At 68.8% G+C, this 22288-nt stretch carries 21 protein-coding genes; 12 read left to right on the top strand and 9 right to left on the bottom strand.

What is annotated here, in order from left to right:
* Positions 1 to 4 precede the first annotated feature (4 nt).
* Both ACFYRH_RS18820 and ACFYRH_RS18815 read right to left on the bottom strand, forming a co-directional pair.
* On the bottom strand, positions 5 to 1357 hold the full coding sequence (locus ACFYRH_RS18820; RefSeq protein WP_387776235.1) for a hypothetical protein: 1353 nt from the start codon (positions 1355 to 1357) through the stop codon (positions 5 to 7).
* Between the two features lie 30 nt (positions 1358 to 1387).
* On the bottom strand, positions 1388 to 1771 hold the full coding sequence (locus ACFYRH_RS18815) for an SHOCT domain-containing protein (protein WP_387776232.1): 384 nt from the start codon (positions 1769 to 1771) through the stop codon (positions 1388 to 1390).
* Between the two features lie 80 nt (positions 1772 to 1851).
* On the opposite strand from ACFYRH_RS18815, the gene ACFYRH_RS18810 reads away from it, so the two are divergent.
* A complete protein-coding gene (locus ACFYRH_RS18810) occupies positions 1852 to 2484 on the top strand; it encodes an HdeD family acid-resistance protein (protein ID WP_387776229.1) in 633 nt (210 codons plus the stop codon).
* A 52-nt stretch (positions 2485 to 2536) separates the two neighbouring features.
* Positions 2537 to 4159 carry a phosphoglucomutase (alpha-D-glucose-1,6-bisphosphate-dependent) gene (gene pgm, locus ACFYRH_RS18805; RefSeq protein ID WP_387776226.1) on the top strand — a complete coding sequence of 541 codons (1623 nt, stop codon included), beginning with the start codon at positions 2537 to 2539 and terminating at the stop codon, positions 4157 to 4159.
* On the opposite strand, the gene ACFYRH_RS18800 is transcribed toward pgm, so the two are convergent.
* Both ACFYRH_RS18800 and ACFYRH_RS18795 read right to left on the bottom strand, forming a co-directional pair.
* Positions 4156 to 4533: a DUF3037 domain-containing protein gene (locus tag ACFYRH_RS18800; protein WP_387776224.1), complete on the bottom strand. Its 378-nt coding sequence runs from the start codon at positions 4531 to 4533 to the stop codon at positions 4156 to 4158. The genes pgm and ACFYRH_RS18800 overlap by 4 nt on opposite strands.
* Positions 4530 to 5267, bottom strand: coding sequence for a HipA family kinase (locus ACFYRH_RS18795; protein WP_387776221.1), 738 nt, complete (start codon positions 5265 to 5267; stop codon positions 4530 to 4532). The genes ACFYRH_RS18800 and ACFYRH_RS18795 overlap by 4 nt, the downstream gene beginning before the upstream one ends.
* Positions 5268 to 5309: 42 nt before the next feature.
* Here ACFYRH_RS18795 and ACFYRH_RS18790 point away from each other — a divergent pair, with 42 nt between their 5' ends.
* On the top strand, positions 5310 to 6368 hold the full coding sequence (locus ACFYRH_RS18790) for a glutamate--cysteine ligase (RefSeq protein ID WP_387776218.1): 1059 nt from the start codon (positions 5310 to 5312) through the stop codon (positions 6366 to 6368).
* Here the strand turns inward: ACFYRH_RS18790 and ACFYRH_RS18785 are convergent.
* The 5 genes from ACFYRH_RS18785 to ACFYRH_RS18765 form a co-directional block, all read right to left on the bottom strand.
* Positions 6365 to 8143, bottom strand: coding sequence for a glycerophosphodiester phosphodiesterase family protein (locus ACFYRH_RS18785; RefSeq protein WP_387776215.1), 1779 nt, complete (start codon positions 8141 to 8143; stop codon positions 6365 to 6367). The two genes, ACFYRH_RS18790 and ACFYRH_RS18785, sit on opposite strands and share 4 nt — an antisense overlap.
* A 112-nt stretch (positions 8144 to 8255) precedes the next feature.
* Positions 8256 to 9002 carry a hypothetical protein gene (locus ACFYRH_RS18780; RefSeq protein WP_387776212.1) on the bottom strand — a complete coding sequence of 249 codons (747 nt, stop codon included), beginning with the start codon at positions 9000 to 9002 and terminating at the stop codon, positions 8256 to 8258.
* Between the two features lie 50 nt (positions 9003 to 9052).
* Positions 9053 to 11707 (bottom strand): ABC transporter permease, encoded by a 2655-nt coding sequence (locus ACFYRH_RS18775; protein WP_387776209.1) that lies wholly within the window; start codon positions 11705 to 11707, stop codon positions 9053 to 9055.
* Positions 11704 to 12474, bottom strand: a complete 771-nt coding sequence (locus ACFYRH_RS18770; RefSeq protein ID WP_387776206.1) for an ABC transporter ATP-binding protein — start codon at positions 12472 to 12474, stop codon at positions 11704 to 11706. Before ACFYRH_RS18770 ends, ACFYRH_RS18775 begins: the two co-directional genes overlap by 4 nt.
* Positions 12475 to 12877: 403 nt before the next feature.
* Positions 12878 to 13492: a hypothetical protein gene (locus ACFYRH_RS18765; RefSeq protein ID WP_387776203.1), complete on the bottom strand. Its 615-nt coding sequence runs from the start codon at positions 13490 to 13492 to the stop codon at positions 12878 to 12880.
* Positions 13493 to 13574: 82 nt separating this feature from the next.
* On the opposite strand from ACFYRH_RS18765, the gene ACFYRH_RS18760 reads away from it, so the two are divergent.
* From ACFYRH_RS18760 to ACFYRH_RS18720, 9 genes are all read left to right on the top strand, one after another.
* Positions 13575 to 14381, top strand: coding sequence for a GNAT family N-acetyltransferase (locus ACFYRH_RS18760; RefSeq protein ID WP_387776200.1), 807 nt, complete (start codon positions 13575 to 13577; stop codon positions 14379 to 14381).
* A 26-nt stretch (positions 14382 to 14407) separates the two neighbouring features.
* Entirely contained in the window at positions 14408 to 14818 is a 411-nt protein-coding gene (locus ACFYRH_RS18755) for a hypothetical protein (RefSeq protein ID WP_387776197.1), read from the top strand.
* A gap of 93 nt (positions 14819 to 14911) precedes the next feature.
* Entirely contained in the window at positions 14912 to 16021 is a 1110-nt protein-coding gene (locus ACFYRH_RS18750) for a GNAT family N-acetyltransferase (RefSeq protein WP_387776194.1), read from the top strand.
* The gene (locus ACFYRH_RS18745) at positions 15993 to 16943 is read left to right on the top strand and encodes a potassium channel family protein (protein ID WP_387776191.1); all 951 of its coding nucleotides are present in this window, start codon (positions 15993 to 15995) and stop codon (positions 16941 to 16943) included. Before ACFYRH_RS18750 ends, ACFYRH_RS18745 begins: the two co-directional genes overlap by 29 nt.
* Positions 16944 to 17086: 143 nt before the next feature.
* The gene (locus ACFYRH_RS18740) at positions 17087 to 18076 is read left to right on the top strand and encodes a LacI family DNA-binding transcriptional regulator (protein WP_387776188.1); all 990 of its coding nucleotides are present in this window, start codon (positions 17087 to 17089) and stop codon (positions 18074 to 18076) included.
* Entirely contained in the window at positions 18073 to 18999 is a 927-nt protein-coding gene (locus ACFYRH_RS18735) for a carbohydrate ABC transporter permease (protein ID WP_387776185.1), read from the top strand. Before ACFYRH_RS18740 ends, ACFYRH_RS18735 begins: the two co-directional genes overlap by 4 nt.
* Complete coding sequence (locus tag ACFYRH_RS18730; protein ID WP_387776182.1) at positions 18996 to 19829, top strand: carbohydrate ABC transporter permease; 834 nt, start codon at positions 18996 to 18998, stop codon at positions 19827 to 19829. Before ACFYRH_RS18735 ends, ACFYRH_RS18730 begins: the two co-directional genes overlap by 4 nt.
* An 8-nt stretch (positions 19830 to 19837) precedes the next feature.
* Positions 19838 to 21118, top strand: a complete 1281-nt coding sequence (locus ACFYRH_RS18725; protein WP_387776179.1) for an ABC transporter substrate-binding protein — start codon at positions 19838 to 19840, stop codon at positions 21116 to 21118.
* Complete coding sequence (locus ACFYRH_RS18720; protein ID WP_387776177.1) at positions 21118 to 22275, top strand: ADP-ribosylglycohydrolase family protein; 1158 nt, start codon at positions 21118 to 21120, stop codon at positions 22273 to 22275. Before ACFYRH_RS18725 ends, ACFYRH_RS18720 begins: the two co-directional genes overlap by 1 nt.
* Positions 22276 to 22288: the final 13 nt, after the last annotated feature.

Here is a 22288-nt window from a genome sequence, read left to right as displayed (position 1 = left end):
CTGGTCAGGCGGGCGGGGTCGTGTGTCGGGCGGGTGGATCGGTGGGGGGTCCGCCGGCCGGGGCCGGGGGACGCCCGATGAACTCGATCACGGCGACGACGAACAGCACGATGATCGCGGTGACGATCACGACCGCCGCGGTCGGCTGCGACCAGAGCGTCAGGACCAGTGCGCCGGCGACCACGGCGAGGATCAGCAGCAGCCGCTTGTGGGCATAGGTCCAGGTTCCGACGCGGCCGGTGCTGAGGCCTGCGGACTCCGACTGGTTCCGCAGGTACCCGATGCCCTTGCCGAGCCCGGCGCGGGTGCGTACCGCGGTGACCGACGGGCCGGTGAAGAACGCCGCGGCCGCGACGATCAGCGCGAGCGCGCCGACGGCACGCAGGCCGTAGCGCAGGAACCGCACCAGAGTGTCGAAGACGGCGGCGCCCGCGTCCCGGGTGATCACATCCGTCGGTAGGGCATTGAGGTAGAAGATGCGGCCGAGCGTCAGGCCGACGCCCAGCAACAGCATCGCGGCGGCGAATCCCAACGCGCCCCACAGCAGCGCCCGGCGGTGGCTCTTGGCGACGTACACCCCGATGGCGAGCAGGAGCAGGGAGATGACCGGCAGCCAGACGCCGAGCTTGTTGAGCAGCCGGTAGAAGCCCTGGGCCTTGGTGACACTGTCGGACTTCACCAGCACGATCGACTTGTTCACCACCGGGATCTTGTCGGCCAGGCTGAAGCCGTTCGCGACGAGTCGCTGCTTCACCTGGGCGATGATCGGGGCCAGGTTGAGCGTAACGGTGTCGTTCTGCGCGCTGAGCGCACCGCCTTGTTTGCCTTCGAGCATGTTCACCAGCGAGGTGTGCGCGGTCTCGTTCGCCTGCCGCCACACCTGCGCGAACTGGTCACTGGCGACGAAGCTCTCCACCTGGCCGCGGATGAAGCCCTGGATGCCGCTGACGAGCGGCCCGCGCAGCGCCTGCAGGCTGGTCTTGACCCGCGGCGGCACGTTTTGCTGTGAGATCGCGTTCAGCGCGTCGGTGGTGATCCCCTGGAGATCGACGGCGTTGAAGATCTCCCGGGTGACGGCGTCCGAGATCGTCTGCTGGACCGAAGGGTCGCTGGCCAGTGGTGCGACCGTCTCGAGGTACCTGTTGGTGTCCGAGACCTGCCGGCTCGCCCAGACGGCCGTCACCGACAGGGGCGCGAGCAGACAGGCCAGTGTGATCAGTACGGCGGCCACAACGGTGCGCCAGGCACCCCGGCGGCTCGCCCGGTCGCGAGTCGCCGGCTGTTCGGCGGCGGCCAGTTCGGATTCGAGTTGGGCGACCCGCTCACGCAGCCGGGCCACCTCGTCGGATTCACTCACCGCCGGTCCTCCTCCGCTGTGGGTGACAGGTCAGACCGCCAGCGCCTTCGCCTTCAGGGTGTCGAACTCGGCCTGCGAGATCTTGCCCTTCTCGAGCAGGTCACTGGCCTGGGCGATCTGGTCGGCCGGGCTGGCCGTGGACCCGGCGACCTGCTTGATGTACTCCTGCTCCTGCTGTGCGGCTTCGGCGCGGCTGCGCATTGTCCGTTCGGCCATGCCCTTGCCGCGGACGATGACGTAGACGAGCGACGTGAGCAGCGGGATGAAGAGCAGCAGGACCAGCCAGATGGCCTTGACCCATCCTGAGGTCCCGGAATCGCGGAACAGGTCCACGATGATCGAGAACAGCACCATCAGGTACGCGACGAACGCGAAGCTGATGATGATGAACCACACAATGTCCCAGAAACTCATTGCGAGCGTCCTTTCTCGGAGCGCGGAACACGTAAGTCAACCGTGGTGTCCGAACCCCGGAGCGTCCTCACCTCTACTGGATGATCTTCTGGACGCCGACCCGGCCGATGATGGCCCTGATCGCGGTAGGAAGCCGGGGAGGTCTGGAGATGGACCGGGAACTGTTCGGGTCGAGCTGGAAGATGCTGGTGGTCCGCGGGGCGATCGGGATCGTCTTCGGGATCCTGGCGATCGCCTGGCCGATCGAGACCGCGATCGCGCTGATGCTGCTCTGGGGCTTCTGGGTGTTGTTCGAGGGTGTCAGCCTGATCGCGCAGGCGTTCCGGTCGAGTACGGAGGGCAGCCGGCCGCTGCGCGCGCTGCTGGGGCTGGTCGCGGTGGTCGTGGGCCTGCTGGCGATCTTCAGCCCGGGCGTCACGGCCAAGACGCTGACCTGGATCGTTGGCCTCTGGCTGATCATCCGCGGCGTGTTCGAGGTCTTCACCGCCTTCAGCAGCTACCGGCTGACACCCCGCTGGCTGCTCCTGCTCGGGGCCGCGCTGTCGATCCTGCTGGGCGTGTTCTTCGTCGCCAACCCGGGCGGCGGCGTGGTCGGGATCGCGATCTGGCTCGGCTTGATCGCGCTCTGCTGGGGCGTCGTCTTCGTCGTCACCGGCTTCCTGCTGCGCCGCGACCGGACCCCGTCGGCCCCGGCCAACCCGGCTCCGGCCTAGGACCGTTCGGCGACGGCGTCCGTGGTGGTTGCATGTGTGGTTGCATGTGGTCATGCACCCACGCGCAGGCCAGCCCGCACAGCCCGAGGACCTCGTCGACGTCGACGCGCTGCTGAAGGCGTACGACGACATCACCCCGGACGTGCGGAACCCCGCCCAGAAGGTCGTCTTCGGTACGTCGGGACACCGCGGCTCGAGTCTCGACGGCGCGTTCAACGAGGCGCACATCCTGGCGATCACCCAGGCCATCTGCGAGTACCGCGCCGGACAGGGGACGACGGGCCCGCTGCTCGTCGGCCGGGACAGCCACGGTCTGTCCGAGCCGGCCTGGCGGACGGTGCTCGAGGTGCTCGCGGGGAACGACGTACAGACGCTCGTGGACAGCGGTGACCGGCTCACGCCGACCCCGGCCGTCTCGCACGCGATCCTGCGGCTGAACCGCGGCGCCGGCGCGGACGCGGACGGCATCGTGATCACGCCGTCGCACAACCCGCCGCGGGACGGCGGCATCAAGTACAACCCGCCGCACGGTGGTCCGGCCGACTCCGACGCGACCAGCTGGATCGCGAACCGCGCCAACGAGCTGATCGCCGCCGGCAACCGCGAGGTACGCCGCAAGCCGTTCGAGCAGGCCCGTCAGCACGCGGGCGACTACGACTTCGTCGGCCACTACGTCGACGACCTCCCGTCGGTGCTGAACCTGGACGTGATCCGCTCGGCCGGCGTCCGCATCGGTGCGGACCCGCTGGGCGGTGCGAGCGTGGACTACTGGGGCGCGATCGCCGAACGGCACGGTCTCGACCTGACCGTGGTGAACCCGCGGATCGACCCGGCCTGGTCGTTCATGACACTCGACCACGACGGCAAGATCCGGATGGACTGCTCCTCGCCGTACGCGATGGCTTCGCTGGTCGCGCAGCGGGACAAGTACGACGTGGCGACCGGCAACGACGCGGACGCGGACCGGCACGGCATCGTCACGCCGGACGCCGGGCTGATGAACCCGAACCACTACCTGGCCGTCGCGATCTCCTACCTGTTCAGCAACCGCCAGTGGGGTCCGGACGTCGCCGTCGGCAAGACGCTCGTGTCGTCGTCGTTGATCGACCGCGTGGTCGGAGACCTCGGGCGCCGGCTCTGGGAGGTGCCGGTCGGGTTCAAGTGGTTCGTGCCCGGGCTGGTGGACGGCTCGGTCGGTTTCGGCGGCGAGGAGTCGGCCGGTGCGAGCTTCCTGCGCTTCGACGGCACGGTGTGGACCACGGACAAGGACGGCATCCTGCTGGCGTTGCTGGCGAGTGAGATCACCGCGGTGACGGGGGAGACGCCGTCGGTGGCGCATGCCAAGTTGGTGGAGCGGTTCGGCGCCTCGGCGTACTCGCGGGTCGACGCGCCGGCCACGCGCGAGGAGAAGGCGAAGCTGGCCGCGCTGTCGGCGGATGCGGTCACCGCGACCGAGTTGGCCGGTGAGCCGATCGTCGACCGGCTGACGAAGGCCCCGGGGAACGGTGCCGCGATCGGTGGGCTCAAGGTCACCACGGAGTCGGCGTGGTTCGCCGCGCGACCGTCCGGGACCGAGGACCTCTACAAGATCTACGGCGAGTCGTTCAAGGGTGCCGAGCACCTGGAGCAGGTGTTCGCCCAGGCCCGCGAGGTCGTGTCCGCGGCGCTCGCCTAACGCACGTACGAGTCGAGCAACCGCTCCAGATCCGCGGCGGGGTCGTCAGTGATCCCGCTGTGGATCGGTCCGGGATGGACGACGGTACTGCGCGGCGCAGCCAGCCACCGGAAGCGCTCGCTGATCGTCGTGGCGGCGGCCGGTCCACCCGCTGCATCACCCGCACAGATCGCGCGAATCTGATCGAGCGAGGCACAGACGACGTCGACGTCCACCGCCGGGTCCAGCGCCTTCAACCGCTCTGGCCGCACGTCCCAGGCGGCGCCCAGGTAGTCGAGCGCCCGGCAGTAGAGCACAGCGCCGACGTTGATGAACTCGCCGCGCTGGATGCGCGGAGCGGCACGCAGGATGACGTAGTCGAACGGCGCCGTCACTTGGCACCTCCCGGAACCCACGCGGACCGGTTCTCCAGGCGCGCCAGCAGATGACCGAGGTACCGGTCGCGGTCGCCCTCTTCGATCCATTCGTCCGGCACGAGCCCGATCACTTCCTTCAGCAACTCCGGCGTGATCGCGGCGGCCAGGTCGGCGTCGACGGCCGGTACGCCGGGGGCCGCGACCGAGAAGACGTGGTCGGACGCGTCGTACGGGAGGCCGGCGAACTTCTCCGCGGGCATCCAGGAGTGGTGGAAGTACAGCGCGGCGCCGTGGTCGATCAGCCACAGGTTCTTGTGCCAGACGAGCATATTCGTGTTTCGCCAGGACCGGTCGACGTTGGCGACGAACGCGTCCAGCCAGAGGACCCGGGCCATCCCCTCGTCACCAGGGTTGCCGGCCGAACCGTCGTACCCGAAGGAGCCGGGAAGGAAGTCGACGGCCAGGTTCAGGCCGGCGCTGCGGATCAGCAGCTCCTGGATCTCGAAGTCCGGCTCGGACCGGCCGATCGCCGGGTCGAGCTCGATCAGCTTCAGCTCCGGCACCCGCAGCCCCAGCCGGCGGAACAGCTCGCCGACGATCACCTCGGCCACCAGGGCCTTCGGCCCTTGCCCGGCGCCGTGGAACTTGATCACGTACGTCCCGAGGTCGTTGCCCTCGACAACACCAGGCAACGACCCACCCTCACGGAGCGGTAACACGTACCGGGTCGCGGTCACAACAGGCAAACTCACGCCGCAGAGCCTAACCGGTTAGTGAGCGGGTACCGGTCGAGGGTGAACATTCCTTCGATCGGTGTGGAGGAGGAGTTACTCCTCGTGTCCGCCACCGGAGACCCGTTGCCGCGCAGCAAGGCAGTGGTCGACGAGCTCACCGACGACCTGGACGTGGCGCTCGAGCTGACCAGGGCGCAGGTGGAGATCAACAGCCCCGTCTGCACCTCGGCGGGTGAGTTGCACGCGCACCTGACCAAGATGCGGGCCGCTTTGGCCGCTGCGGCGGCTGAGGAAGGCGGGCGACTGCTGGCGATCGCTGTGCCGCCGCACGGGCGCGCCGCTCAGCTGGTGACCAGGAAACCGCGGTACGAGGAGATGTTCGCACGCTACGGGCAGCTGGCCCGGGAGCAAGGGGTGTGTGGCTGTCACGTGCACGTCGACGTCCCGGACAAGAACGCCGCGGTCTGGGTCGGGAACCACCTCAGACCGTGGCTCCCGACGCTACTGGCCTTGACCGCGAACTCGCCCGTCTACCTGGACCAGGACACCGGCTTCGCGAGCTGGCGTTGGCTGATGTGGTCGAGATGGCCGTGCGCGGGCGCACCGCCGTACCTCGAGTCGGCAGAGCACTACGACAGACTCGTCGGAGTGCATCTGGCGGCGGGCACGATCATGGACGAGCAGATGGTCTATTGGGATGTGCGGCCGTCCACGCATCTGCCGACGATCGAGGTGCGGGTGAGCGATGTCCCGCTGACCGTGGACGAGACGGTGCTGTTGGCGACCCTGGCTCGGGCGCTGGTGATGACTGCGCTGCGGGACGGTGGACCAGGACCGAGGGTCGACCCGGAGGTGTTGCGGGCGGCGTACTGGCTGGCTGCTCGGGACGGGCTCACACGGGACGGGGTGGACGTGTTGGCGGGGGAGACCGTGCCGATGGCGCAGGTGGTCGGCCGGCTGCTGCGAGAGGTCGCTCCGGCGCTCGAAGAACTCGGCGCGGTCGACCTCGTGCGGGACGGCGTCGAGCGGGTGCTGCGTGATGGCAACGGCGCGATGAAGCAACGGCGCGCGTTCCGTGAGGGCGACGACGTGGTCGCCCTCACGGAGGTCGGCTCCTAGCCGCGGAGGAAGTCCTCGAGGCCGTGGAGGTCGTCGGTGTTGAGGTAGTCGACGCCGGCGTCGGTGAGTTCGCGCCAGAGGGCCTCGCGGGCGGCTCCGGGGGTGTCCGGGGTGGCCCAGAAGCGGACCTTGTAGCCGGCGTGGTGTGCGGTGGTGACGATGTCGTGCAGCTTGGTCTTCTCGGCTGCCGGCATCGGTCCGACGCCCTGCCAGGTGAACGCGTTGGTCCAGTTGTCGCTGACCAGCGGCATCAGCGACGCCGGCATCCCGGACTGCAGGTCGGCGAGGCGTCCGTCGTACCCGGCGTAGCGGATCTTCTGCGCCTTGAGTGCGTCGAGTGGGCGGTTGCCGCTGATCACCGAGGTGACGGCGCCCTTCACCACCCGTCCGTCGACGAACGCCGTGCTGATCCCGCGGTACTTCGCCAGCGCCTTGTCGACCGCGGCGTACGTCGACGGTCCGTCGCTCTTGATGTCGATCAGCAACTGGAAGTCCCGCCCGTGCTTGTACACCTGCCCGTGGTTCTCACGAACCCGGTCGGCCAGCGGCTGCAGGTACAGGCTCTCCAGGGTGCGACCTGGCTTGGCGTCGGCGAGGTCATGGGCGACACGCAGTTCACCGTCGACCAGCCACACGTCCGCCTCGACGCTGTTGAACCCACGGTCCACCGCGTCCTGCAGCGGTCGCCGGTGGTCGTAGTCGTTGTGCGCATGCGCGGAAGGCAGCGCGCGGACCGCCGGAGCGTCGTACGCCTTCGGCAGCCGGAACCCGTTCGCCCGTACGACGTCCCGGACCCGGTCGGGGTAGTCGCTGATGATCCCGTCCACACCCTGGTCGACGAACCACTGGAGGGTCGCCGGGTCGTCGACGGTCCACGGGATCACTTCGAGACCGGCGGCGTGCGCCGCCTTCACGGTGTCCTTGGTGAAGTACGGCCGGAACGCCGGGTCGCTGATCGTCCCGCCCTGCGGGAACCCGTCGACCGGCGAGATCGCCGAGGCACCGAAGGACTTGACCGCCTGGATCGGGTCGCCGCCGAAGTCGTCGATGTCGATCCCGCCGAGCCACGGCGACTTGCCCGGCTTGCCGACCTGCAGGAAGTCGTAGTTGTCGAGGGCGACCAGCGGCAGCTCCGGCATCACCTGGCGCATCCGCATCAGCGAGCCCCAGTCGAAGCTCTGGATCGTCACCTGCCGGGCGATCCGGGCCTTGCGGATCTCGCGCGCGACGACCTGGACGAACTGCTCGCGCGGCGCGGTCTCGGACGGCGCACCGGCCTCGACCTTGGTCTCCACGTTCAGCTTCACGTCGTTCGCGTGGTAGCGGTGCACGAGCGCGAAGACGTCCTTCAGCTCGGGCATCCGGGCGCCCGGGTCGGGCTGCTGCTGCGGGACGTTCGAGAGCGGCTGCGAACCACAGTCGAGCTGCTTGACCTGCTTGAGCGTCAGCGTGTTGACGAACTTGCCGACGTACGGGTACTCCGGGTCGCCCGCGGTGTACGGCGCGGTGTCGCGGCACTTCTTGCCGTCGACCTTGCGGTCGTGAGTGACCACGGCGTACCCGTCCTGGGTGATCTGGACGTCGAGTTCGAGCGTGCTGACGCCGAGCCGCAGACCGTGCGAGAACGAGGCGATCGTGCTCTCCACGGTCAGACCGAGTCCGCCGCGGTGGGCCTGGATGTCGAAGTCGCCGCGGGTGGCGGCGGCCGGGGCGGCCGGAAGCAGTAGTCCGGCGATCAGCGCGCAGGGGAGTACTGCGCGGGGAAGGCGGCGCATGAGGGGTCCCTTCCAGAGGGGTGGTGGGCGGACGCCCCTGAGGCTGGCTGCCGCAGGAGTACCCACGTCCTCGTGAAGGTAACCGACAAACGGCCCACTGGTGACCAGACGACTACGGCGCGGAGGTGATCCGCCGTACCGACTGGCTCTCGGCTGTGATCGTGCCGTCCTTGAACGCCTTGTCGATCGTGCCTTCGGTACGCCGGGTCAGCGTGAGGTCGACGGGACAGGTGGTCGCCTGCGTGTTGCCAGGTGAGGTGCCAGGTGAGGTGCCAGCTGACGCTGTGCCCGCGACGGGCTTGATCGAGCCGATCGGGATGCTGGCCGACGTACGGCCTGCCTCCAACTGCAGGCTGCCGGTCTGGACGCACTGGCCGGCCCAGGTGAGGATCGTTGGCGTCTCCGACGGCTGACTCTCGAACCGCACCGGGATCGCCGCCCGGCGCGAATACGTCGTGGCCGCCGGCGGAGCGACCAGACGTACTCGCTCGGGCAGTTTGACGGTGGACTGCGGTGCCGCGTCGTCGTTGCTGCCGCGGGTCTGGTCGAACGTGATCTCGGTGCCTGGATCGACCACGCCGTCGAGCTGACCGGTGTACTCCGTGACTCCGGCCGCACGGTGGTGCTTCAGGTCCACGTCCTTCCCGCCACCGGAGGCTTTGATCGACTCGCCGTCCCCGAGCTCGACGAACGTCAGCGTGCCGACGCGGAACGAGGCGCTGACGTCCGCGGCCTCGGTCGACTCGGGCAGGGTGACCACGTAGGTGGCCGTCATTCCACTGGTGCGGATGTCCTTGGAGTCGACCGTGGAGCAGCCGGCGAGGACGAGCAGCACTGCGAGGGCGGCGATCCGTTTCACGAAGAGCGAAGCTAGCAGCGCGTGGGGTTAGGGCGTGCTCCTGCGGAGGACTACTCGTACTGGAGTGCCTCCAGTGGGTTGAGTCGCGCCGCGCGGCGAGCCGGCCAGATCGCGGCGAAGATCCCGACGACCACCGAAAGGACCGCGAAGATCACCAGCTGGCCGACCGGGACGGTGAACGCGATCTCCTCCAGCCGGGAGGCCAGCAGGGCGGCGAGCACCAGGCCCAGGACGATCCCGATCACCGCGCCGATCAAGGCCGTGATCACGCTCTCCTGCCGGATCATCCGTTTCACCTGGCCTCTGGTCAGACCGATCGCGCGCAGCATGCCGAGCTCGCGGGTCCGCTCGAAGACCGTCAGTACCAGCGTGTTCACGATGCCGAACAGGCTGACCAGCACCGACAACGCGAGCAGGACGTAGAGCACGTTCAGCAGGCTCCTGATGCTGTCCGTCTGGGCCTTCTTGAACTCCTCGATCGTCACGGCCTTGGCGTTCGGGAACGAGCCCAGGGCGTCGTTCAGGGCGGCGGTGTTGGCAGCCGTCACCCCGCCCTGCATCTTCAGGAAGGTGTAGATGTTCTGCGGCTGGGGGTTCACGGCGTCGAAGGTGGTCGTCGCGATCGTCACGTTGCCGAACGGCGATCCGCCCGCGGGCGGCTTGAAGATGCCGCGCACCGTGAACGGGACCTTCTTGCCGGTCACCATCGTCAGCGTGATGGGCGAGCCGAGACTGAGCGAGTGCGCCTTGGCGTAGTCCGAGTCGACGATCGCGCCGTTCGGTGCCAGTGCGGACAGCGACGCCTGGGAGCCGGCCTGCCAGTCGAAGTTCAGCAACCCGGAGGCGTCCTGGTCGACGGCCGTGATCTGGATGGTCTTGTCGAAGGCCTGGGCCTCGCCGCCGCGGACACTGGTCAGCTGCTGGACCTCCGGCACCCTGGCCGCCGCGGCGGCGACCGTCGGCGGCAACGGGCTGAAGTTGTTCTGCGCGGTGATCGCGTAGTCCGAGGTGGAGATCCGGTCGACCGCGTCCTCGAACGGCTTGATCAGGCCGGCCCCGAGCATGGCCACCAGCGTGACGAGCGCGAGCCCGATCATCAGGGCCGCCGCGGTCGACGCGGTTCGATGCGGATCACGCCGGCTGTTCTGGCCGCCGATCCGGACCGCCGGCCGGTCCGGGAGGACGCGGGGGAATTCGGGATGCTTGCCGAACAGCCTCCGGATCGCCCAGAACGGGACCAGGATGATCGGCCAGATCAGCGCCGTCAGGACGACGACCGACCAGCGCGCGACCGGATCCGCGAGGGCCGCCAACGGACGGACGAGGCGCGAGGAGAACGCGGCGATCCCGATGAACAGCAACAGCACCCCGACGCCGAGCAGGGTGAGCAGCGTGCGTGTCTTCAACCCGTTGGCGAACAGACCGACGACCACCAGCGCGATGCCGGCGGCGGCGAGCAGTGCGGCACCCAGCGGACGGAACGGGTGCAACCGGCCGGGCGCGATCGACGCGCCTTCGCGGACCGCGGCGATCGGGGGTACGCGGGTCGCCCGCCAGGCCGGCCGCAGGCTGGCGAGGATCGTCACCACGACGCCGACCACCAGCGCGACCACGATCGTCCGGGTCTTGAAGACCAGCCCGTCGTTGGGCAGCGTGAAACCGATAGAGTCGAACAGGTTGAACAGCCCGGTCGCGATCGCGAGCCCCAGGAACAGCCCGACGATCGCGGACAGCAGTCCGGTGACGAACGCCTCGAGGACGACGGATCCGAGGATCTGCCGGCGGGAGGCGCCGAGGGTCCGGAGCGTGGCGAACTCGCGGGTGCGCTGCGCGATCGTGATCGACAACGAGTTCGCGATCACGAACGATCCGACGAACAGGGCGATCGCGCCGAACACGAGCAGGAACGTCTGCAGGAAGTTCAGGAAACTCGTCGTGTCCGACGCGTCGTTGGCCGCCTGTTGCTCGGCGGTCCGGACCTGGGTCCCCGGCGGGAGGACCCGCTGGACCGCGCTGACGAGCTCCTGGTCGCTGGTGCCGCTCTTTGCGGCGATCAGGATCTGGTCGAGCTTGCCCCGTTTGTCGAACAGTCGCTGTGCGGTCCCGAGGTCGAACCCGGCCAGCGTCGCGCCGCCGATCGACGACACCGCGCCGAACTGGACCAGCCCGGAGATCCGCATCCGCTGTTCGGCGCCACGGGCCTGGATGCCGATCGCGTCGCCGGCGTGGATTCCCTTCTTCTGTGCGGTCTGGGTGTCGATCACCACCTCGCCGGGATGCGGCCAGGACCCGTTGACCAGGGTGAGCGAGTTGAACTGCGGCAGGGCGGGATCGACGCTGAAGCCGAGGTTCGGCGCGCCGCCGAAGACGATCGCCTTGCCGTCCTTGCCGATCAGCTGCGCCGCACCGCTGACCCCGCCGCCGGCCGCGCCGACCTGGGGCAGGTCGCGGACCTTCGGCAACAGGGTCTCGGAGAACGACGGCGCGGTGGATCCGTTCTGGCCCGCTTCGAACGCGGTCTTCCCGGTGATCGCGGCGTCGGTGTTCTTGTAGTTCTGGGTGAAGATCGAGTTGAACGCGGACGTGATCGAGTCGGTCAGGACGTAGGTCCCCGAGATCAGCGAGACCCCGAGCACGACGCCGATCGCGGTCAGCGCGGTCCGGAGTTTGCGCGCCAGCAGGCCCTGCAGGGCGAACCGGATCACTGCAGGTCCAGCGTGTCGATGATCTGCAGGATCTCGTGCTGGTCGGAGCGTCCGGTCTCCTTCACGATCTCGCCGTCGGCCAGGTACAGCACCCGGTCGGCCATCGCGGCCGCGCGGGCGTCGTGGGTGACCATCACGGTGGTCTGCCCGTACTTGTCCACCGACGACCGCATCAGCGTGAGGATCTCGCCGCTGGTCCGGGAGTCGAGGTTACCGGTCGGTTCGTCGGCGAACACCACCGTCGGCCGGGACACCAGGGCGCGCGCGATCGCGACTCGTTGCTGCTGGCCGCCGGACAGCTCCGCCGGGCGGTGCCCGAGGCGGTCGGTGAGGCCGACCCGGTCGACCAGCTCGTCGAAGTACTCCCGCTCCGGTTTCTCGCCGGCGATGGTCAGTGGCAGCACGATGTTGTCCCGCGCGGTGAGCATCGGCAGCAGGTTGAAGAACTGGAAGATGAAGCCGATGTGCCGTCGGCGGAGCTTGGTCAGCGCGTCGTCACCGAGAGTCGTGATCTCGGTGCTGTCGATCTGCACCGAGCCGGACGTCGGGCGGTCCAGGCCTGCGAGGATGTGCATCAGCGTGGACTTGCCCGAGCCGGACGGTCCCATCACCGCCGTCAGCTGGCCGGGTTCGATCCGCACGCTCACGCCGCGCAGCGCGTGGACGGCGGTGTCCCCCTCGCCGTACACGCGGACGACGTCCGCGGCGCGGACGACCTCGGTCGGCCGTCCGGAATCAGTTGTTGTCTGGCCGTTCACGGAGACCATGCGCCCTCCCCGGCGGATCAGCGGCCCCCCGGCCGATCGGTCACCTCTTTCGAGTGTGCGCCTCCTCGGCGATCAGATCTACCCACCCCAGGCGTCATCCGGGCGGCGCGTTGACCCGATGGGCATGCCTCGACGCGGTCCGTGAGCAGACCTGCGGTGGCGACAGCGCCGCGTTGCCCCGGGCAACTCAGAGGTGGTTGCTACCAGCAACAGTTGCCGGGGAAGAAGAAGGCGTCGGACCGGGAAGCGCCTCACGGCGCGTGGCCGCTCGTAGCGGCTTATTTTGGGACCCGGGGCTTGCACCGGCCCGACACCTCGAACAGTGTAGCGGGTGCCCAAACCCCTTGTCCTGTTGAGATCTCGGGCTCCGAGACGCTATAACACCCCGATGCGCCGGACGCAACTACCAGAGATTTCCGGCGCGTTCGGCCCGGGCCGCGGTCTGCAGCTGGTCAGCGGTCTCGACCAGTTTCGACGCGGACAGGACCTGGTCGTGGCCGTCGTCGGCCAGGTGCGCGCGCCCGGTCGCCACGATCCGCGCGAACGCGGCCGCCCGGTCCAGCGTGGTCGCGAAGTCACCGGTCGCGACACCCCGCAGTACGGCGTCCACCATCTCGCGGACCTCGGTCGGGCCCGGGGGCTCCGCGACACCGGCGACGACGGCGTGTACTTCGGCGTACTTGCGGCCGGTGGCGAACTCGCGGGAGACCGCTTCGGCGTTGGAGTGGACCCACGAGCGCAGGACGTACAGTCGCCAGAGGGCGCCCGGCAGTGAGTCGGCGGGGGAGTCGGACCAGAGCTCGGCGAGCTCGTCCAGACCGTACTCGTCGGCGAGTTTGACTACCCGCGCGTGCACCTCGGCGTCCTCGGACTTCCGCACGCCGCGAATCAGCAGCTCGGCGGTCCGGTGGGCGGCCTCGGTCACGGTCGCCGGGTCGGCCGCACCGGGCAGCGACTCGAACAACTTGTTGCCGGGCATGATCGGCCGACGCGGATTGGGGGTCGTCACGGCCTCCATGGTGCCTGACGCGGCCGAGCGCCGCATGCCGACGCGTCCCGGCACCGGGAAAACGCGTTGCAGCGGCTGATCTACTGTTCCCGTGATTCCTCTGGACGGCTCACCGGAAGCCCTCGCCCTCCGGTCCGCGTACGACGAGCAGATCCGCTCCCGCCCGGGCAGCGCGAACGGCGGCCGGATCGAACGCCTCGGTGCGCTGATCCGCAAGGTCGGCTTCGAGGGCGACGGCTTCCTGCAGTACCTCGGCGGTCTCGACGGGGCCGAGCTGGACCAGCTGATCGCCGACCAGGTCGAGTACTTCGGGAAGCTCGGGACGAGGGTCGAGTGGAAGTACTACTCGCACGATCTCCCGGCGGATCTGCCGGCCCGCCTCACCGCGGCCGGATTCGTCCCGGACGAGGAGGAATGCCTGCTCATCGGTGACGTCGCCGAGCTGGCGAGCGACGTCGTACTGCCGGAAGGGATCCGGTTGCGCGAGATCACGTCGCGCGCGGACCTGGAGCGGATGCAGGCGATGGAGGAGGAAGTGTGGGGTCACTCGCACTCCTGGCTGCCGGACGCACTGACCGCGGCGATCGCCGACGACGATCCGGCGACCGTGGTGGTGGCGGAGACCGACGAGGACGACCCGAAGGTCGTCTGCGGGTCGTGGATCCGGTTCCACACCGGCACCGACTTCGCGTCGCTCTGGGGCGGCTCGACGCTGCCGGAGTGGCGCGGCCGGGGCATCTACCGGGCACAGGTCGCGTACCGGCGGAACCTGGCGGTCGAGCGCGGGTACAAGTACCTGCAGGTCGACGCGTCGCCGGACAGCCGCGGCATCCTCGCCCGGCTCGGACTGCGACCGGTCTCGGTGACGGTGCCTTATATCTGGAAGCCGGGCTCCTGACCGGGTGAGTCAGTACGCTCGGCACCATGGCGGGTGCAACGGGCGGGGCCGGCAAGAGCAGTCAGCTGGCCAAGAACCTGGTCAAGTACGGCGTGCGGTACGGGCCGTTGGTCGTCGAGGCGGTCCGGCACGGGCGTGAACCCGCCCAGCAGGCGGTGCAGGCCGCGTGGGCGAAGAGGTCCGCCCGGCGCAAGGCGGTCGAGCATGCTCTCACCGTGCGCGACGGTTCGTTGCTGAAGGTGATCAAGGACGGCGCGGCGATCTTCTTCGTGTTCTCCGGGGACGCGATCGTGACGACGTACCCGGCGGTGCCGCAGAGCAGTTATCCCGAGCTGCTCCGGCACGCGGACCTGGACAAGCGCGAGGCCGCGGTGGTGCTGGCCGCGCGGCGGGTGAAGCTCACGCCGCACCTGCCGAGGGTCCGCCGCAAACGTTGACGCGGGCGTAACATCCCGGACCCGGTGGGGCAACAGGCCGGTCGCAGAGTGGATCGCGTTGGTTAGCAGGTTTCCACGAGGGAGGGCGTCCGCATGCTCTGGAAGATCAGGACCGAACTCGCCGACCGGCCCGGTGCCCTGGCCGAACTCGCTGCACGGTGTGGTGCGGACGACATCAACATCCTCCACCTGGAGGTCTTCACCGCCGAGACCGGTGCGATCGACGAGTTGGTCGTCTCCACCGGGGTCGGATGGACCGCTGACGGTCTGGCGGCTCTGGTCGCGGAAGCCGGTTGCGTCGGTACGACGGTGCGCCCGTGCCAGGCCGACGTACTGAACGATGCCCCGACGCGGTACTTGCGCGCCGTATTGCGGCTGATCGACGACCCGGTGTCGGTGGACGACGAACTGGGGAACCTGCAGGGCTTCGAGGAGTACACGCCGGCCGAATGGGCCCGCGCCGATGTGCTGGTCGAGATCGCCGGCCGGCTGTCCGAGCGCTTCGAGGCGCCGGCGGGGCCCCGGCCCGGGAGCGGCGTACCGATGCTGCGGACGGCGACCGTCGAGGACGCCGACGCCGTCGTGGCGATGCACGAGCGGTGCTCGTACGAGAGCCGAACGCGCCGGTACCACGTCCCGATGCCGAAGCTCACCACCCGGACCGCGCGGCACCTGTCCGCGCCCGCCGGTGGCGTGTCGATCGTGGCCTGCGTCGACGACGCGGTGATCGGGATGGCGACCGCGGCGCCGTGGGAGGAACTCGGGAGTACGACGATGGAGGTCGCCGTCCTGGTCGAGGACGGCTGGCAGGGACAGGGTCTCGGGCTGCGGTTGCTGCGCCAGGTGGTCGACTCCGCCCGGGCGCTCGGCGCCGACCGGGTCGTCTGCATGGTGCAGCCGGAGAACCACGCGATGCTACGGACCCTCGAGCGGTTGCGGATGCGCTCCAGGGTGGTGCGGGACGGCGACAGTCTGATGGTGAGTGTCGCACTGTCCGACCGGAGCCTGTCCTATGCGATGGATCGGCCGTCCGTGCAATATCGTCATACCCGTGCCACCCCTTCCCACCGGTCGGAACCCACACGGTCTGCTGGTCAACCTGCCCGCGAGCACGCGCTCGCCGCTCTTTCAGCTCTTCAGCCGCTTTCTGGTCGCGCTGGGACTGCTGACCGTGATGGTGCTGATCGTGGTGGTCGACCGTGACGGGTACCGGGACAACTACGACGGCAAAGTCGACCTGATCGACAGCATCTACTACGCAACCGTCACGCTCACCACGACCGGGTACGGCGACATCACGCCGGTGACGCCCGCGGCCCGGCTGGTGAACGCCTTCATCGTGACTCCGCTGCGGATCGCGTTCCTGGTGGTTCTGGTCGGTACGACACTGGAAGTGCTGGCCAACGAGGGTCGCCGGATCATGCGCGACACGCGCTGGAGGAAACGGATGAAGGACCACACCATCGTCGTCGGGTACGGCACCAAGGGCCGGTCCGCGGTGCAGACGCTGCTCAGCAACGGGGTGAAGCGGGACAGCATCGTGGTGATCGACCCGCGGGCGCAGGCGATCGGTGACGCCGGCAACGACCAGATGGCCGCGTTCCACGGCGACGCGACCAACCGGACGGTACTGCGGCGCGCCGAGGTGATGTCCGCGCGCGAGGTGATCGTCACCACCGACCGGGACGACTCGGCGGTGCTGGTGACGCTCGCGGTCCGGCAGCTGAACCCGAGCGCGCACATCGTGGTAGCGGTCCGCGAGGAGGACAACGTGCCGCTGCTGCGGCAGAGCGGCGCCGACGCCGTCGTCACCTCGTCCGAGGCGGTCGGCCGGTTGCTCGGCCTGTCCGCGGTCAGCCCGAACCTCGGTGAGGTGATGGAGGACCTGCTGACGTACGGCGAGGGTCTCGAGGTGGCCGAGCGGCCGGTGCTCGGCCGCGAGGTCGGGAAGCCGCCGTCCGCCGTACCGGACCGGGTGGTCTCCGTGGTCCGCGACGGCAAGGTGCACCGGTACTACGACTCGAACGTGTCGGTGCTGGCGGCCGGCGACAAGCTGATCGTGGTCCGGCCGGCCAAGGAGACTCCGTGGGCGGAGCGCCCGGGCGCCGAGGAAGACGACGAGTAGCTCGTCGGACACCACTCGTCACACCGCTCCTCATGCTGTAGATAACAGCTTGGCCATCCGGCCGTCCTGAGGTTGACCGCTGGGCGACGGCGCCCTACTGTCGGGCTTGTAAACGATTACAAGAACGATTACAGGAGGTCGGCGTGAGTCGTCCGACGATCGCCGGGGTGGCCCGGGCGGCCGGGGTCTCGGTGGCGTCGGTGTCGCGTGTGCTGAACGGGCTGCCGGCCACCGAGGAGATGGCCGAGCGCGTCCAGCGGGCCGTCTCCGAGCTCGGGTACGTGCCGGACGCGCGGGCCCGGTCGCTGAAGGTCGGGCGGACGTTCCAGCTGACGCTGGCGGTCGCGGACGTCGGCAACCCGGTGTACGTGACGATGATGCGGGCGGTCGAGGAGGTCGTGGCGGCGGCCGGGTACCGGTTGGTGGTGACCACCACCGGGCCGGACGTGGTCGACGAGATCGCCCTGGTGCGGGGGATGGCCCGCGGGTACGCCGACGGTCTGCTGATCAGCCCGATCCGCGTCGACGAGGATCTGGTGAAGTCGATCCGCGAGTGCGAGGTCCCGGTGGTGGTCGCCGGTAGCGTGCCCGCCAAGGCCGGTGTCGACACGGTCCGCGCCAACTCGCCGAAGGGCATCCTGCTCGCCGTCGACCACCTGCTGTCCTGCGGCCGCAAGCGCATCGCGTTCCTGAACGGCCCCGCCGACACCGTCCCGGGAGCCGCGCGTTCCAAGGGTTTCACCGACGCGCTGAAGGCCCACGACCTGCAAGCCGTCGCGGTCGCCGAGGCAACGGACTTCACGTTCGCCGCGGGACGCGAGGCGGCCGCCGGTCTGCTGGCCGCCGGCGGGTTCGACGCGGTGGTCTGTGCGAACGATCTGCTCGCCGTCGGGTTGATGCACGAGCTCGCGGCCGCCGGACTCGCCGTACCGGCCGATGTGGCCGTGGTCGGGATGGACGACAGCGAACTGGCCGAGCAGAGTTTCCCGCCGTTGACCAGTGTGAACCTGGGGTCGGCGGAGCGCGGGCGGCGAGCCGCCGAGTTGTTGCTGGCCCGCATCGAGGACAACGACCGGACGCCGCGGCGCATCGTCGTACAACCCTCCCTCAGTATCAGGAGGTCTACCCCATGAGCGCGACCCTGACCGCGCCTCCGCAGCTGGAGAAGAAGAAGCCTGGTGGGAAGCCGAGGCAGAACCGGGAGGCGATCTTCCTCTTCCTGCCCGCGCTGCTGCCGGTGCTCGTCCTGAGCGTCTACCCGCTGATCCGCGGGATCGCGCTCGGGTTCACCGACGCGCGCGCCGGCCTGCACGTCGAGACGAACTTCGTCGGCTTCGACAACTTCGCGAAACTCCTGCACAACAACCTGTTCTGGGACTCGTTCCGGATCGGCGTGATCTGGACCTTGTCGGTGACGATCCTGCAGTTCGTCGCCGCCCTCGGCCTCGCGCTGCTGCTGAACACCGACCTGAAGTTCCGCGGTGTCGCCCGGACGCTCGCGCTGATCCCGTGGGCGATGCCCCCGGTGGTGGTCGCGATCATGTGGCGGCTGCTGCTGCACCCGACCAACGGCCCGGTCAACGAGATCCTGCAGAAGCTGCACCTGACCGACCACCCGATCAACTTCCTCGGCGACTTCAGTACGGCGCTCCCTGCGGTGATCGTGGTCGGTATCTGGGTCGGTATGCCGATGACCACCGTCACGCTGCTGGCCGGCCTGCAGGGCATCGATCGGACCCTCTACGAAGCGGCCGCCGTCGACGGCGCCGGTGCGTGGAGCCAGTTCTGGTACATCACGCTGCCGCAGCTGAAGACCGTGATCGTCGCGATCACCAGCCTGGACATGATCTGGAACTTCAACTCGTTCGGCCTGGTCTACGTGCTCACCGCGGGCGGCCCCGGCGGCAAGACGATGCTGCCGATGTTGTTCGCCTACAACGAGGCGTTCCGCTACGGGAACTTCGGGATGGCCGCGGCGATGGGTGACGTGATGGTCGTCATCATCATCGTGTTCCTCTTCTTCTACCTGCGGAACCGGCTGCGGAGCGAGGCATGAGAACGCGTCCGGCCACCCGCTTCCTGCAGTACGTCGCGGTGATCTGCTACCTGGTGTTCCTCGGCTTCCCGCTGCTCTGGCTGATCTCCAGTTCGCTGAAGTCGCCGCAGGAGTTCGCGAGCATCTCGCCGAGCCTGCTGCCGAAGCACTTCGACCTCTCGAACTACTCCGACGCGATGAACGAGCAAGGTCTGGTCCGTGGTCTCGGCAACAGCCTGCAGATCTCGATCTACAGCACGATCCTGGTGCTGATCGTCGCGTTGCCGGTGTCGTACGCGCTGGCGCGGTTCCGCAGCCGGCTGCGTCCGTTGACCAACGGCTGGATCCTGGTCAGCCAGGTGTTCCCGGTGATCCTGATCGTGATCCCGCTGTTCATGATCCTGCGGCCGTTGCACCTGACGAACACGATCCCCGGCGTGGTGATCGTGTACATGGTCTGGTCGCTGCCGTTCGCGCTCTGGATGCTCCAGGGGTACGTCGCCGCGGTGCCGCGCGAACTGGAAGAGGCAGCGTCCGTGGACGGTGCCGGCCGGTTGCGGACGATCGTCTCGATCGTGATGCCGCTGCTCCGGCCGGGACTGATCGCGACCGCGATGTTCACCTTCATCTCGGCGTGGAACGAGTTCTTCTTCGCCCTGGTGCTCTTGCAGGATCCGCAGCTCAAGACCCTTCCGCTGGTACTCGCCCGCTTCGTCGGGGCCGAGGGCCAGGTGCAGTTCGGTCCATTGGCCGCCGCCTCGGTCCTCGCGACCGTGCCAAGTCTCGTGTTCTTCGCCTTCCTCCAACGCCGGTTGACCTCCGGTTTGTTGAGCGGCGCAGTCAAGGGTTAGGAGAAGTAATGAAGAAGGTAATGACCGCGCTGCTCGCGGCAAGCGCCCTGGTGACGCTTGCGGCCTGCGGTGGTAACAGCAACGACAGTTCGGGTTCGAGTGATCCGAACGAGAAGGTGACGCTCAAGTTCCAGAGCCTCGCCTTCCAGAAGACGACGGTGGCCGCGACGAAGAAGATCGTCGACGACTGGAACGCCGCGAACCCGAACATCCAGGTCGAGTACGTCCAGGGCAGCTGGGACTCGGTGCACGACCAGCTGGTCACCCAGTTCCAGGGCGGGACCGCGCCGGACATCATCCACGACGAGTCCGCCGACATCACCGGGTTCATCAACCAGGGGTACCTCGCCGACCTCTCGCCGTACCTGAGCAAGGAGACCAAGGACGCCGTCTCGCAGGGTGTCTGGGACACGGTCTCCAAGGACGGCAAGGTGTACGCCGCGCCGACCCTGCTGCAGTCGTACGTCGTGTTCGCGAACTCGGCGCTGCTCAAGCAGGCCGGGGTGACCGCGGCCGGTGACTCGCTGAGCTGGGACGACCTGGCCGCGGACGCGAAGAAGCTCACCGTCAACGGCAAGTACGGTCTCGGCTGGGGCCTGAAGAGCCCGACCGCGACGATGCTGAACCTCGGCCTGAACTTCGACGCGAAGTTCTTCGACGGCAGCGGCCAGGACGCGAAGGCGACCGTCGGCGACGCCGAGCTCGAGGTGCCGAAGCGGATCCACGCGATGGCCTACGACGACAAGTCGATCGACCCGACCTCGCTGACGCAGAGCGGTTCCGATGTCCTGCCCGGGTTCTACGCCGGGAAGTACGGGATGATCGTGGCCGGCAACTACGTCGCGCAGCAGATCGCCGAAGAGGCCCCGAAGGGCTTCCAGTGGGAGGTGCTGCCGCCGCTGAAGGGGACCAGCAGCAAGCAGGCCGCGAACCCGCAGACGCTGTCGGTGCCCGCCGAGGGCAAGCACGTCGAGCAGTCGGCGAAGTTCGTCGACTACTTCATGAAGGCCGAGAACCTGGCCGCGGTCGGTCAGGGCGACTGGCTGATCCCGACCACGCAGGCGGCCCGGGACGCGATCCAGAAGGCGACCGGCGGCAAGAACGGCTGGCAGCAGATCCTTGCCAGCGGCACCGAGCTGACCAAGGCGCCGTTCCAGAGCGTGGAGAACTACCCGAAGTGGAAGGACCAGATCGCGACGCCGGCGTTCCAGGAGTTCCTGGCGAACAAGACCGACGCCGCGGCGCTGGGGAAGAAGCTGAGCGACGGATGGGGCCAGGTCAACAGCTGATGCCTGCACAAGCCAACACCGCCTTGGAGCAGAAGGCACGAGGAGTCCTCGTCGGTTCCGCGGTCGGTGACGCGATCGGTGGAGCCGTCGAGGGCTGGACGCCCGAGGCGATCCGGGAGCGGCACGGCGGCTGGGTGACCGGCATCGTCGGCCCGTGGTACGACGATTGGCGGACGGCGCGCCCGATCGCGCCGTACCACAAGGGCGACGGCCACATCACCGACGACACCTTGATGACGCACGCACTGGTCGAGGTGTACGACGAGCGGCGGGCCCACCTGGACGCCTACGCGGTCGCCGAGTCGCTGGTCCCGAAGATGCTGAACGGGACCCGCTGGGTCCCGGAGCTCGAGGCGGACGCGCTGCTCCTGCAGCGCGTCTTCCTCGCCGAGAAGTGGCTGGTCGCGCGCCTGCACTACGGGCATGTCGATCCGCGGGAGGCCGGCGTCGGCAACATCGTCAACTGCGGTGCGGCGATGTACATGGCGCCGGTCGGGATCGCCAACGCGGGTGACCCCGAGGGTGCGTACGCCGAGGCGCTCGATGTCGCCGGTGCGCACCAGTCGAGCTACGGGCGGGAGGCGGCCGGCGTGTTCGCGGCCGCCGTCGCCGCCGCGATGATCCCCGGCGCGACGCCCGCGTCGGCGGTCGGAGCCGCACTCGACCTGGCCAAGGACGGCACTCGGAGGGCCGTCGAGGCGGTGGCCGAGGCTGTCTCCCGGGGCGACGGTCTCACCGACTGGGAGGAGGCGATTCCGGTCCTGCGGAAGGCGATCGAGCCCTACGACACGGTCGGTCCGAACTACCGTGAGCTGTCGATGGACGCCCGTCGTCCGAGCCGTACCAAGGCGATCGAGGAGCTCCCGGTGGCGCTCGGCTTCGTGCTGGTCTCCGAGGGAGATGTCCGCCGGGCCGTCCTGGGTGGCACGAACTACGGTCGCGACGCGGACTCGATCGCGTCGATGGCGGGTGCGATCACCGGTGCGTTGAGCGGGCGGGACGGCGTACCGGAGGACTGGGCCGCGAAGATCGCGGACGCGAGCAAGACGGACCTGGACGAGCCGGGTCGCGTGATGGCCTCGGTGGTGCGGGACATCCGTGCGGCCGACGCCGAGCGGTGGGCCCGGCGCGCGGCCGCATTGGACGCGCTGGTCTGAGATGTCAGTTGCT

This window comes from Kribbella sp. NPDC004875, assembly GCF_042873375.1.
Classification (GTDB): domain Bacteria; phylum Actinomycetota; class Actinomycetes; order Propionibacteriales; family Kribbellaceae; genus Kribbella.
The sequence above is the reverse complement of the archived record's forward strand: the minus strand, read 5'-3'. Positions and strand labels throughout refer to the sequence as shown.

Excerpts from the sequence above, each read along its gene's own strand:
- ACFYRH_RS18735 (WP_387776185.1), top strand. The coding sequence starts at position 18,073 with ATGAGCGCGACCCTGACCGCGCCTCCGCAGCTGGAGAAGAAGAAGCCT.
- ACFYRH_RS18810 (WP_387776229.1), top strand. The coding sequence starts at position 1,852 with ATGATCTTCTGGACGCCGACCCGGCCGATGATGGCCCTGATCGCGGTA.
- ACFYRH_RS18730 (WP_387776182.1), top strand. The coding sequence starts at position 18,996 with ATGAGAACGCGTCCGGCCACCCGCTTCCTGCAGTACGTCGCGGTGATC.
- ACFYRH_RS18770 (WP_387776206.1), bottom strand. The coding sequence starts at position 12,474 with ATGGTCTCCGTGAACGGCCAGACAACAACTGATTCCGGACGGCCGACC.
- ACFYRH_RS18815 (WP_387776232.1), bottom strand. The coding sequence starts at position 1,771 with ATGAGTTTCTGGGACATTGTGTGGTTCATCATCATCAGCTTCGCGTTC.
- ACFYRH_RS18765 (WP_387776203.1), bottom strand. The coding sequence starts at position 13,492 with ATGGAGGCCGTGACGACCCCCAATCCGCGTCGGCCGATCATGCCCGGC.
- ACFYRH_RS18720 (WP_387776177.1), top strand. The coding sequence starts at position 21,118 with ATGCCTGCACAAGCCAACACCGCCTTGGAGCAGAAGGCACGAGGAGTC.
- ACFYRH_RS18725 (WP_387776179.1), top strand. The coding sequence starts at position 19,838 with ATGAAGAAGGTAATGACCGCGCTGCTCGCGGCAAGCGCCCTGGTGACG.
- ACFYRH_RS18785 (WP_387776215.1), bottom strand. The coding sequence starts at position 8,143 with ATGCGCCGCCTTCCCCGCGCAGTACTCCCCTGCGCGCTGATCGCCGGA.
- ACFYRH_RS18755 (WP_387776197.1), top strand. The coding sequence starts at position 14,408 with ATGGCGGGTGCAACGGGCGGGGCCGGCAAGAGCAGTCAGCTGGCCAAG.
- ACFYRH_RS18750 (WP_387776194.1), top strand. The coding sequence starts at position 14,912 with ATGCTCTGGAAGATCAGGACCGAACTCGCCGACCGGCCCGGTGCCCTG.
- ACFYRH_RS18745 (WP_387776191.1), top strand. The coding sequence starts at position 15,993 with ATGGTGCTGATCGTGGTGGTCGACCGTGACGGGTACCGGGACAACTAC.
- pgm (WP_387776226.1), top strand. The coding sequence starts at position 2,537 with ATGCACCCACGCGCAGGCCAGCCCGCACAGCCCGAGGACCTCGTCGAC.